This is a genomic window from Acidovorax sp. sic0104 (assembly GCF_019219095.1).
GTDB lineage: Bacteria > Pseudomonadota > Gammaproteobacteria > Burkholderiales > Burkholderiaceae_C > Acidovorax.
In genome coordinates, this window is record NZ_JAHUWH010000011.1 from 164135 (window position 1) to 174715 (window position 10581).

The 10581-nt window shown below is 60.5% G+C and carries 11 protein-coding genes and 1 pseudogene; 3 read left to right on the forward strand and 9 right to left on the reverse strand.

The window, feature by feature from the left end; translation table 11 throughout:
• Positions 1–301: 301 nt before the first annotated feature.
• Together KW835_RS18300 and KW835_RS18305 are read left to right on the forward strand one after the other, a co-directional pair.
• Positions 302–892: a chalcone isomerase family protein gene (locus tag KW835_RS18300; protein WP_218385028.1), complete on the forward strand. Its 591-nt coding sequence runs from the start codon at positions 302–304 to the stop codon at positions 890–892.
• Between the two features lie 273 nt (positions 893–1165).
• Positions 1166–2815 carry a methyl-accepting chemotaxis protein gene (locus tag KW835_RS18305; protein WP_218385030.1) on the forward strand — a complete coding sequence of 550 codons (1650 nt, stop codon included), beginning with the start codon at positions 1166–1168 and terminating at the stop codon, positions 2813–2815.
• Positions 2816–2859: 44 nt separating this feature from the next.
• On the opposite strand, the gene gph is transcribed toward KW835_RS18305, so the two are convergent.
• A complete protein-coding gene (gene gph, locus KW835_RS18310) occupies positions 2860–3555 on the reverse strand; it encodes a phosphoglycolate phosphatase (RefSeq protein WP_339385444.1) in 696 nt (231 codons plus the stop codon).
• Between the two features lie 97 nt (positions 3556–3652).
• Between gph and KW835_RS18315 the strand changes: the two genes are divergently transcribed.
• Positions 3653–4105, forward strand: coding sequence for a hypothetical protein (locus KW835_RS18315; RefSeq protein WP_218385034.1), 453 nt, complete (start codon positions 3653–3655; stop codon positions 4103–4105).
• A 379-nt stretch (positions 4106–4484) separates the two neighbouring features.
• Here the strand turns inward: KW835_RS18315 and KW835_RS18320 are convergent, their stop codons facing one another.
• The 8 genes and pseudogenes from KW835_RS18320 to KW835_RS18355 all read right to left on the reverse strand — a co-directional run.
• On the reverse strand, positions 4485–4943 hold the full coding sequence (locus KW835_RS18320) for an ASCH domain-containing protein (RefSeq protein WP_218385036.1): 459 nt from the start codon (positions 4941–4943) through the stop codon (positions 4485–4487).
• 394 nt (positions 4944–5337) lie between these two features.
• Positions 5338–6096, reverse strand: a complete 759-nt coding sequence (locus KW835_RS18325) for a sulfite exporter TauE/SafE family protein (RefSeq protein ID WP_218385038.1) — start codon at positions 6094–6096, stop codon at positions 5338–5340.
• A 14-nt stretch (positions 6097–6110) separates the two neighbouring features.
• Complete coding sequence (locus tag KW835_RS18330) at positions 6111–7160, reverse strand: tripartite tricarboxylate transporter substrate binding protein (protein WP_218385040.1); 1050 nt, start codon at positions 7158–7160, stop codon at positions 6111–6113.
• 56 nt (positions 7161–7216) lie between these two features.
• Complete coding sequence (locus tag KW835_RS18335; protein ID WP_218385042.1) at positions 7217–7714, reverse strand: RidA family protein; 498 nt, start codon at positions 7712–7714, stop codon at positions 7217–7219.
• A complete protein-coding gene (locus KW835_RS18340) occupies positions 7701–8159 on the reverse strand; it encodes a GNAT family N-acetyltransferase (RefSeq protein WP_218385044.1) in 459 nt (152 codons plus the stop codon). The genes KW835_RS18335 and KW835_RS18340 overlap by 14 nt, the downstream gene beginning before the upstream one ends.
• Positions 8156–9094: a LysR family transcriptional regulator gene (locus KW835_RS18345; protein ID WP_218385046.1), complete on the reverse strand. Its 939-nt coding sequence runs from the start codon at positions 9092–9094 to the stop codon at positions 8156–8158. Before KW835_RS18345 ends, KW835_RS18340 begins: the two co-directional genes overlap by 4 nt.
• 8 nt (positions 9095–9102) lie before the next feature.
• Positions 9103–10230 carry a hypothetical protein gene (locus KW835_RS18350; RefSeq protein ID WP_218385048.1) on the reverse strand — a complete coding sequence of 376 codons (1128 nt, stop codon included), beginning with the start codon at positions 10228–10230 and terminating at the stop codon, positions 9103–9105.
• 219 nt (positions 10231–10449) lie between these two features.
• A pseudogene (locus KW835_RS18355) lies at positions 10450–10581 on the reverse strand (IS481 family transposase); the annotation flags it as partial.

Consider the following 10581-nt stretch of genomic DNA (forward strand, 5'->3'; position numbering starts at 1 on the left):
CGGTCGGCCTGCCGCTGCAGGCTGCAGGGCGAGGGCCACGGGTGCACGCTGGGGCAAGAGCCCAGGTGCCATCAGGCGTTCAGGCAGACAGGCGGACGCCAGGGCCAGGCTCCCCGGTCGCTGCAACCTGTGATGAACACGTGGTGAATGAACATGGGCCAAAGTGTAGCAAAGGTTTTTTGCAGCGCCCTTTTTGATCAGCCTCCGGGCCGCGCCGCAACCGCTCGAAAACCCTGTTGCGGCAAATTCCGAGCACAGCAACAATTTGAAACGAACGACCGTTCTTTTTTAGGAGTTGCGCATGAAGTTTCTCAAGCGGTGCGCTGTGGTGGCGGGTGCCTGGATGCTGGCAGCCAGCGCCACCGCCGAGCCTGTGACCGTGGCCGACGTGAAGTACGCGGAGAGCGCCGCCGTGAGCGGCAGCACGCTGCAGCTCAATGGCGCCGGTGTGCGCTACAAGGCCGTGTTCAAGGTCTACACCGCCGGCCTGTACCTGGAAAAAAAGGCCCAGTCTCCCCAGGAGATCGCCGCCCTCAAGGGCCCCAAGCGCGTGAGCATCACCATGCTGCGCGAGATCGATTCCGCCGAGCTGGGCAAGCTGTTCTCGCGGGGCATGGAAGACAACATGGACAAGGCCGCGTTCTCCAAGCTCATCCCGGGCGTGCTGCGCATGAGCCAGATCTTCTCGGAGCACAAGAAGCTGCGCGCCGGCGACCAGTTCATGATCGACTGGGTGCCTGGCACCGGCACCGTGATCACCGTCAAGGGAGAACCCCAGGGCGAGCCGTTCAAGGAGCCTGAGTTCTTCAATGCGCTGCTGGGTATCTGGCTGGGCAACGCGCCTGCGGACTGGAAGCTCAAGGACGCTTTGCTGGGCAAGCCAGCAGGCTGACCCCATGGCCGGAGCGCCCGGTCAAGCCCCGGGCAAACCCCCACGCGAACATGCCATTCCTTGTCGCGCGGCCGACAGATGCCCGCACCACGGGCGCGTAACCTTGATTCAGCACCGCCACAGCGCTGAAGCACCCTCTGGTCCTGCCGCAGCCACCACCTGCATCGCGGCACGCCGCAGCCTCGCACGCTTGCCACCCGCACCCCGGACGAGACGCCTGCAACCTGCTTGATTTGAGCTTTCGACGACGACCCTCTTGCGCCAGACACCACCATGAAACTCAGCAACCTCTCCGTTGGCCGGCGCCTGGGCGCCTCGTTCGGCGCCATCCTGCTCATCACCGCGCTCATTGCCGCCATGGGCATGTGGCGCATCGGCAGCCTGCAGCGCGCCAGCGAGCGCGTGGCCACGCAGGAGATCGAGCAGCAGTTGCTCGTCGAAGACTGGGCGGCCGACATCCGCCTGAACTGGGTGCGCACCGAGGCCTTCCTCAAAGCCATCGACCGCGACTACATGGACAAGCTCACCACCGACACGGCCGCCACCGCCAAGGGCATGGACGCCAAGGTGCAGCGCATCGAGGCGTTGGCGCAGGGCGAGCAGGCGCGCACGCTGCTTGCGGCCATCGCCACTGCCCGCACTGCCTACAACGACAAGCTCGCGGAAATCCGCGAGCTGCACCGCGGCGGCGAGCCCAACGTGCCCGCCCTTGTGGACAAGGACCTGCGCCCGCTGGCGGACAAGTACCTCCAATCGCTGGACGACCTGCGCAAGGCCATGGCCCGCCAACTGGCCGAGGGCCAGGCCGACACCGGCACCCTGGCCACGGCCAGCCAGGTGCTGCTGGGCGTGGGCACGCTGGTCGCCGTGGCGCTTGGCGCGCTGCTGGCCTTCACCGTCACCCATTCGATCGTCGGCCCGGTGCGGCTGGGTCAGCGTGCCGCAGAGAACATTGCCGATGGCGACCTGACCCACCCCATCGACAGCGGCCGCAACGACGAAACCGGGCAGTTGCTGCAGGCGCTGGCCACCATGCAGACGCGCCTGGCCACCATCGTGGGCAACGTGCGCCACAGCGCCGAGGGCGTCGCCACCGCCAGCGCCGAGATCGCCTCGGGCAACAACGACCTGTCAGCGCGCACCGAGCAGCAGGCGTCGGCGCTGCAGCAAACCGCTGCGTCGATGGAGCAGCTCGGTTCCACCGTCAGCCAGAACGCGGACAACGCCCGCCAGGCCAATCAGTTGGCGATGACCGCATCGACAGTGGCCGTGCAGGGCGGCGAAGTGGTCGCCGAAGTCGTGGACACCATGAAGGGCATCAACGACAGCAGCAGGAAGATCGCGGACATCATCAGCGTGATCGACGGCATTGCGTTTCAGACCAACATCCTGGCGCTCAACGCGGCAGTCGAAGCCGCCCGCGCAGGAGAGCAGGGCCGGGGCTTTGCCGTGGTGGCTGGCGAGGTGCGCAGCCTGGCAGGGCGCAGCGCCGAGGCGGCCAAGGAGATCAAGGGGCTCATCAACACCAGCGTGGAGCGCGTGGAGCGCGGCAGCGCGCTGGTGGATAAGGCGGGCGCCACCATGGACGAAGTCGTCAGCGCCATCCGCCGCGTGACCGACATCATGGGCGAGATCAGCGCCGCCAGCGGCGAGCAGAGCCAGGGCGTGTCGCAAGTGGGCGAAGCCATCACCCAGATGGACCAGACCACGCAGCAGAACGCAGCCCTGGTGGAGCAAAGCGCAGCGGCGGCCGACAGCCTCAAGACGCAGGCCGGGCTGCTGGTGGACGCGGTGGCCGTTTTCAGGCTCGCAGCGGGCGCCTCCGCAGCGGCCATGGTGCCGGCAGCATCGCCCCCGCCGCCAGGGGCCGCGCGACTGGGCTACCAGGCGGGTGCTGCGCCTCGCAGGCTGGCGGCTGGATAAGCGCCAAGGACCACCCCGGCGGCGGTTTCAGGCTTGCGGCACCGTCACCGCAGAGCGGCCAGCGCATCGAGAAAACCGTCGGCATCCACCCCACGCACCGGCTGGCCGTGGTTGTAGCCGTAGGTCACCAGCACCACGGGGCAGCCCGCCGCACGCGCTGCCTGCGCGTCGTTGCTGGAATCACCCACCATCAGCGTGCGCGCGGGCGCGGTGCCCAGGGCCTCGCAGGTCTTGAGCAGCGGCAGCGGGTCGGGCTTCTTGCGCTCGAATGCATCGCCGCCGAACACTTTGTCGAAGAAGCCGCCGAGCCCCTTGGCCTGCAGCAGCGGGACGGCGAAATCCGTGGGCTTGTTGGTCAGGCAGGCCAGTCGCAGGCCCGCAGCGCGCAGGGCCTGCAGGCCCTCCACCACCCCGGGGTAGACGGCGGAATACTGGCCGTTGATGGCCAGGTAGTGACGCTGGTAGCTTTCCCAGGCGGCAGGGTAGAGTGCATCGATTTTGATAGCACCCTGCGCTTCATCCACAGGCCTCAGGATGTGTTTCAGCACTGAACGCAGCAGATTTTCGGACCCCTTGCCCACCATGGGTTCGATGCGTGCGGCGTCGATGGATGGCAGCTGCAGGTCACGCAGCATGCGGTTGAGAGCCTCGGCGAAGTCGCCGATGGTGTCGACCATGGTGCCGTCCAGATCGACGATGGCGGCGTCCAGCTTTTTCTGGTCTATCGGAATAAAGTTCACAAATGCGAAATAGAGTTTGCAACTTTTCGGATCGTAAGGCCTAGCGCCTCGGAATAGAGTTTGCAATCGATGGTCACGTTGCCCGCAGCCACGGCACATGCTGGCGCAAGCTGATCTGCATGTGGGGCAGGCCGACGGCTTTGCAGCGATAGCAGTCATCCAGACTTGGCCGTCGAACGCGTACTATCGGCCAGAAGCGGACACTGGAGAGGCGGTGAACAGACTCGACGAAAATCAGCTGCTGAAGGCACATGGTGAAGTTGTCGCGACCGCTTCGCGCTTGATTGCAGGCCGAATCAGTTTTGTCGAAGGAGTCCGCACGCTGGCTGGATTGCGCGCACTGGTCTCGCCACTAGACCATGATCCAGATTTCATGCTGTTCGTCGCAATCGACAGTGAATCAGACCACTTGCCCGGCCGTGAACTGCGCCAACACTGCGCCGCCGAATGGCTCGACCGATGCGATAGCGAAGCAGTTGCACTAGAGAAGCGCTGGTTGGGTAGCGTTCGGCCAGCATGCGAGGTCCTGATTCGGCGATTCACCGCCTGATGCGATGTCTGCAATGGGCCCAGAGCCGACAAAGCGTCAACCTCCAGTTGTCCAAGTAGACGACAGCGGCAGCGCTTCAGGGTGGGTTCGCAAATACCTATCGGCTTGCTCTTGAGACACGCCTACCAAGAGCGTGGCAGAGGAATCACAGCAAACAACCTCAAAGCACGCGCCGGGAAGCTGCGGACGGACGTCCGGCGACCTCCAAAAGGCGGGGTTTCCGTCAGCACTCGGCGCCTTTTCCACGGCAACACGTACTCCGGGTGGGAATGCGCTGAACACCCCCCACATAAACTGCGTTGGCTCTCCAAGCAAGGCCTTCGCAAGATCTTCACCCGTCACCCAGAGATTTCCTTTGTTGAGGACTGGGAACGGCGCACTAGTCTCCACTAGACTCTGGAAGATTCAGGACAGCTGCAACTTTGAAATGTTCGCATACGATGATGGTCCCGTCGCCGAATGTTTCGTCACGCTTTCTATACCAATCTCCGATATGTTCGCGAAACCATTCATGGGTGCCGTCGCCCTCCCCATAGGCTCCTACAAAACTAGCTGAGACGTCACCAAAGGCTGTGAGCGCAACTTCGGTGGTTTCAACAATCACTCGCCCTCGACCGCAGCCATCTTCCAAGACGCTTAGAGCGCCGACAAAGGGAAGACGAACGCCGCAGAAGTCCGAGGGCAACGATGACGTTGCGGTCTTGACTCCTGAAAGCACGGCGTCGACACCAGCATCTCTGCTTGCCGTTTCGTCTCCGATGGCAAATCTGCCGAAAAGGTCGCGCGTCCGCCCCGGCAGTTTTTCGACAATCAAGCGATTTGCTTCAATATCGGTCATTGAATTGTTTGGACTGTGGGCCCCGCCCCAGGCATGCGTGAGGTTCGTCGCCACTCTTGCATTCTCACGCGCCAAGCCTCCGCGCACCACCTTTTAAACTGTCTCCACGTTAAAACAATACATCGCGAAAAACGGTTGAGCAGTCAGACTGGTGTGCGAAAGAGTTGCTCCAGTTCCATCTGGACGCGCCAGTGAATCTCATCCATGCGCGCTCACGCCACGCCCGGCGCACCGTGCAACGTAGAACATCTCGACGTGGCCATAAGGTCGGCAAATCCTGCCACCTTGCGATTGCTGGACGCGGGTAGCCGCGGCGCATGTGCGCTTTCTGCGAGCCAAATCGCCAAGTTTCTCGAACGAAGTCTGCGATCTGGATCATTTGCCCATTTCTTTTTCATATCCCATAGGCGTCATACGCAGACTTTAATATCAATGCACCGACGACGCCTAAGTACAAGCGCCGCACAAATCCTGCGCCATAACGCAACGCCACACTAATGCCGACAACTGTGCCAATGATGTTGGCCAGTACCAGCCAACCAGCGACATGCCACCAGACGTGGCCTTTCGCAGAAAAGATGATCACCGCAGCCAGGTTCGTCGCAGAGTTCACGACTTTTGCTGATGCTGATGCATGCAAAAAGTCGTAGCCGAGGGCGCGGACAAAAAAGAAGATCAGTAAGCTTCCACCACCTGGACCGAAAAACCCGTCATAAAACCCAATGGGCAGGCAGGAACAGCATGCCACTCGCAATTCGACATTGGCGGCGAATCGCGGGCTGTGGTTGTGTCCCAACTCCTTCTTCGCGGCTGTGTACAGAAACACGCCCAGCAATAAAACCGGGAGCAGAAGTCGAAACGCCTGCTGACTGAAGGCCGATGCTGCCCAAGCACCTGCGCATGCGCCGCTGAACCCACCCGCGGCAGCGCCCGAGAGGCTCGACCATCTCAAATTAACCCTACTGGTGTACTTCCACGCCGCGAAGGCCGTTCCCACACTCCCAGCAATCTTATTGGTTCCCAGAAGGGTTGCGGGGGTGGCGAGGGGAAAGATAGCGAACATAGCCGGCACCATCACAAGGCCCCCGCCTCCAACGATCGAGTCCACAAAGCCGGCGAGCAAAGCAGCTGCCGAGACAGCAAGGATGTCCATGAGAAAGCTTGCGGTCAGTCCGCCCTGATACCGTTCGCCCTGATGATCGACGCCCATTTGTCCCGTTCTTTCGAAATGAAACGCGCGAGATCAGCCCGAGAGCCGGGGCCTTGTTCGATGCCCAGCATTTGGGTACGGGTCACGACATTGGGGTCGGCGAGCGCCCCTAAGAAGGCTGCGTTTAAATTGTTAAGCACTCCCGTGGGCGTTCCAGCTGGTGCCATGATCCCGAACCAAGGCGTCACGGTAAAGCCCGGCAAACCAGCTTCAACAAACGTCGGGACATCGGGCAGGGCCGCAATGCGCTTCTCGCTTGCGACTGCCAACGCACGCAACTTTCCCGCCTTCACATTCGCTTGGGCGGTTGTCAGGTTGTCGAAAAGCATGCTGATGCGCCCTGAGACCAGATCCACGGTGATGGCTGCAACTCCTTTGTAGGGCACATGCGTGACATCAATGCCTGCCTTTGCCTTGAAAAGCTCTAAGCCCATGTGGGGCGAGCTGCCGACGCCGGCCGAACCCGCCATCAGCTTGCCTGGATGCGCTTTTGCGTAAACGATAAGCTCTTGCAAGTTCTTCGCCGGCACCGAGGGACTGACGACGAGGACGCTTGGCACCGTGCCAAGCATAGCGACAGGCTCGAAATCGCGAACGATGTCGAAAGGCGCTGGCGTATAAAGTGCCGGTGCCACTGCGCAACCAAAGGAGCACATCAGCAAGGTGTAGCCATCGGGCGCGGCTCGTTTAACGAACTGCGTCCCGATGTTGCCACCAGCACCTGTGCGGTTGTCGATGGTGATTGGTTGGCCGAGCGTCTTTGACGCTGCCTCGGCCAAGGCTCGTGCGAATACGTCCGTAGATCCGCCGGCGGCATACGGCACGATCAACGAAAGTGGACGCTGGGGAAAGCTGTCCGCCAAAGAGGCGGAGCAGATTAACGAGCACGCCACACCGAAGCGGATGCGGCTTGCAGCGCTGCGGCGCGTGCCGCTATCTCGCCCCTGCAAAGGCCGAGTCCATCGCGCGGCGATCCTGCGAACGGCTACAAGGAATTTTTTGAGCATATAGGTCCTTATCTGAGGAAACACGGTCTCACTCGCTTTGCAAAATGGTCGCGCGATCAGGCGCGCGGACTAAGATTGGCGGTGATTTGAACTTCTACCAACCCCCCGGCAGGCAGCGACACCACGCCGACTGCTGTGCGCACGTGTCGGCCGGCGGCCGGGCCGAAGATCGCGAGCAAAAGTTCGGAAGCGGAGTCCATGACTGCCGAGTGCCCGACGAAATCGATTGAACAGGCGATGTAGCCTGTCACCGAGACGATCTGGTTGATGTCGTCGAGGTCCACCACGCCAGAGATCGCGGCCACAGCGCGCGCCGCCGCCAGCCTGGCCGCCTCCTTCATTTCTTCAAGACCGTTCGTTCGCGACGAATTGGCGCGCAACACACTGCTGCCGTTTCGCGAAACCTGACCAGCGCTGTAGACCATGGATCCAACGGCAAGCGCAGGCTGGTAAACTCCATTCGGGCGAATGCCCTCGACCGCAAAACCGTATTGGCGCAAGCGTCCGTAGCGTTGTGACTCGTCAGACGATCGAGACTTCTCAGTCAAAGACAAGCTTCATTCCTTCATGTGTGGGAGCGAAGCCAAGGGCCTCATAAAAATCATTAGCGCGACGCCGACGTTTATCGGTGGTTAGTTGCACCAGACCGCAGCCTTGGGCTTTGGCAAGACCGATTGCGGCACCCACAAGGTCGCGTCCAATCCCATGTCCTCGCCGTCCCCGCTCCACGCGAATCCCTTCGATCTGCGCGCGTTTCATGCCGCTCCGACTAAGGCCTGAAATGTAGGTGAGCTGCAGCACTCCAACCAGTTCGCCGTCGACTTCTGCAACCAGTAGTTTGTTGAACTGGTCTTTTTGCATGTCCTCCCAAGCATGGAGGTACACGTCGCGCCTCTCTTCTTCCGGCGTCTCTCGCAACAAGGCGATGACGTCATCAGCCAACATGTCGATGATGAGCGGCAAATCAGCTTTGACAGCAAATCGATGTACCGTGTTCATGAGGTCCCCTGCTCAGTCCCTTGGGAACCGTGGTCTAACCGTTTGCTGTAAATCATCGAATGATCGATGAAGAGATTTGCTGCTCGCGAGAGGTGTGCGCCTTTCTTGGTAACGAGAAAAGGGTCCAGGCGCGGCAGACGCGTTGCAGGGACAAAGTCAAAAACGCCATGCTCGATGTCATCCGAAAAAACGTGTCTGGAAACAAATGTGAAGCCCTGACCCAGCTTCAGCACTGCATGCAAGATCTCGACTGAACCCAGCTCCTGAAAAATCGGCATGGACGGTACTGTCTTTGCGTCTTGAAAGAGCTGACGGATTGAGCTTTCGTACAGTGCGCCCTTTCTCGTCGCGTAGATCGGCAGGGAGGACAGGCGCTCCAGCGGGCTGCTTGCGACATCGGGTAGGAGACCGCGCTTAAAGACCCAACCGAACTCGTCTTGAATGTGGACATGGGCGGTGATGCGGGTGTCAAGACCCACCCCTGCGATGAATGCGCAGTCGAGCTGCCCGTCAATGAGCATCCCTCTGACTTCTTCCGTGCTCGCGACGCTCACTGCAAGCCGGATGCCTCTGTTTTGACTCATGAAAGAGGCGAGCAGTCCCGGCATCAGGTGGCTTGCGAGCGTGAAATAGCATCCGAGCCGCAGCTCCTCTTGGGAACGCTCAATGACTCTCACGCCCGCGTGAGCTGCTTCTGCGACTTGCACCAGTTGCTTGCAATATGGAAGCAATGCCACCCCCGCGCTTGTTAACACGACACCGCGGCTGTGACGGGTGAACAGCAAGGTACCGAGCTGCTTTTCAAGCGCTTTCATGCGGGCTGTCGCGCTGGACTGGGTGATCCCCAGTTCAGTTGACGCGCGTGAGATGCTCTTTGAATGAGCGACACGCACGAAAATTTGTGCGGTATGCGTCTCGATCAACGGGGCTGCCATCGGGATCTCTATTCTTCTGCCGTTGTCCGATCGCGCTGCGCGCGCAGCGCCCGCGCGAGTTGTTCGATGAGATGCACCTCTTCCTCATCGTCCACATGCGTAAGTTCAATGTCCAGCACCCCCGACGCTTTTCGAGCGGGGTTTAAGACAATCGGCTCTGGCAATGCCAGCAAGGTTTCGAACAGCTCGGTCGCGAGCGCACTTGAACCCAGGTGGAGCGCGATTCGAGGATACGGTCCGTGCTCAGTTCCCGACTCGACAAGGACGTCTGCAACGACGTCTCGCAGCAAGCGCTGTGTGAACCTTTCCGCCCGCCCCCTATTGCCCTCGCGTTCCGCATCCAGTGCGTGCCAGTCTCTTTCCCGAATTGCTGCAAGTACGCCCATCAGGGCATCCTTTGTCGGCTTCATGGGGCGACCAATGCATTTCAGGTTCGAGTTGAAGGCGGCAATTGCCAGTTTTGTCCCCACCACGATCCCGCAGGTAGGTGCAGCTAAGTATTTTTGTGCGCTGAAGATGGCCAGGTCCATGGATTTCAAGAAAGCGGGATCAGCCAACTTCCAGTCTTTTGCCGCCGCGTCCACGATCAACCAAGCGTTGAAATGATGCGCGGCCGTAGCGAATTCATTGCGATCTAGCGGCGGTGGCGTCTGTGCGAGTAGTGACTCGACCCACAAAGCAGCCTTTAGAACTCCGGCCCGGCCAAGCTCCGCCAACTTGCTCAGGCGTTGTTCACGCGTGCCAGTGAGAATTTCGACCAGTGAACCTGTCGTTCGGACGGCTTGAAGTATTGAGTGGCCATAGTCAACGCAGTGCTCCACATTAATTACGGTCACGCCGTCCTCATGCACCCGCGGAAGGTCTCTGGCAAGTTCGGTTCTGCCATTGGTTAATGCGGCCGCAACTGATATGAGAATGCCTGCTGCGGAGCAGTGACAAAACGAGGCTGCGGGCGTGTTCGATAGCGAGCGCACCTCAGCCGCAACGCACTCTTGCAACTCGGCCATATTAAAGTGCGTCTGCAAAGCGGCTGCCGCAGCCTTTGCCACCGCAGTCGACGACCGCGAGACACCGTAGAGGGTCGGCGTGCCCCAAGCGTTGACTAGCCGGGTTGTTGTAAAACGGTCCGCTTTCATATTCTCGCCTGCATGTAAAGACTGCGCTGGATGGTGACAGACTACGCGCCTTGCCCTGTGGTCGGGATAAGGTTGCCAGGGGCCCCGTTCGCTCCTGCAAACTCGTCACGCGTTCACAATTCTAAATTTCGCAGATAACTCAGCACACGTGTACGCGATGGCTGACATCGTTAACAGTGATAGCAAAAGCACGTAGTCTGGGCTCGCTCCTGCAAATGCTTAAGTGTCACATCCCGGACGATCATATGGCCGCTTGTGAAACAGATCCGGGTGCTCTTGGTACCACTCTTTCATGGCCTGCATTGGCGTACTACTCTTGAGCGCTGACTGTGGCAACTGGTGGTTGTACAA

What these genes read in the sequence shown, in the direction of transcription:
- KW835_RS18300 (WP_218385028.1), top strand. Translation starts at nt 302, where the DNA reads ATGAAGTTTCTCAAGCGGTGCGCTGTGGTGGCGGGTGCCTGGATGCTG.
- KW835_RS18305 (WP_218385030.1), top strand. Translation starts at nt 1,166, where the DNA reads ATGAAACTCAGCAACCTCTCCGTTGGCCGGCGCCTGGGCGCCTCGTTC.
- KW835_RS18315 (WP_218385034.1), top strand. Translation starts at nt 3,653, where the DNA reads ATGCTGGCGCAAGCTGATCTGCATGTGGGGCAGGCCGACGGCTTTGCA.
- KW835_RS18320 (WP_218385036.1), bottom strand. Translation starts at nt 4,943, where the DNA reads ATGACCGATATTGAAGCAAATCGCTTGATTGTCGAAAAACTGCCGGGG.
- KW835_RS18325 (WP_218385038.1), bottom strand. Translation starts at nt 6,096, where the DNA reads ATGGACATCCTTGCTGTCTCGGCAGCTGCTTTGCTCGCCGGCTTTGTG.
- KW835_RS18330 (WP_218385040.1), bottom strand. Translation starts at nt 7,160, where the DNA reads ATGCTCAAAAAATTCCTTGTAGCCGTTCGCAGGATCGCCGCGCGATGG.
- KW835_RS18340 (WP_218385044.1), bottom strand. Translation starts at nt 8,159, where the DNA reads ATGAACACGGTACATCGATTTGCTGTCAAAGCTGATTTGCCGCTCATC.
- KW835_RS18345 (WP_218385046.1), bottom strand. Translation starts at nt 9,094, where the DNA reads ATGGCAGCCCCGTTGATCGAGACGCATACCGCACAAATTTTCGTGCGT.
- KW835_RS18350 (WP_218385048.1), bottom strand. Translation starts at nt 10,230, where the DNA reads ATGAAAGCGGACCGTTTTACAACAACCCGGCTAGTCAACGCTTGGGGC.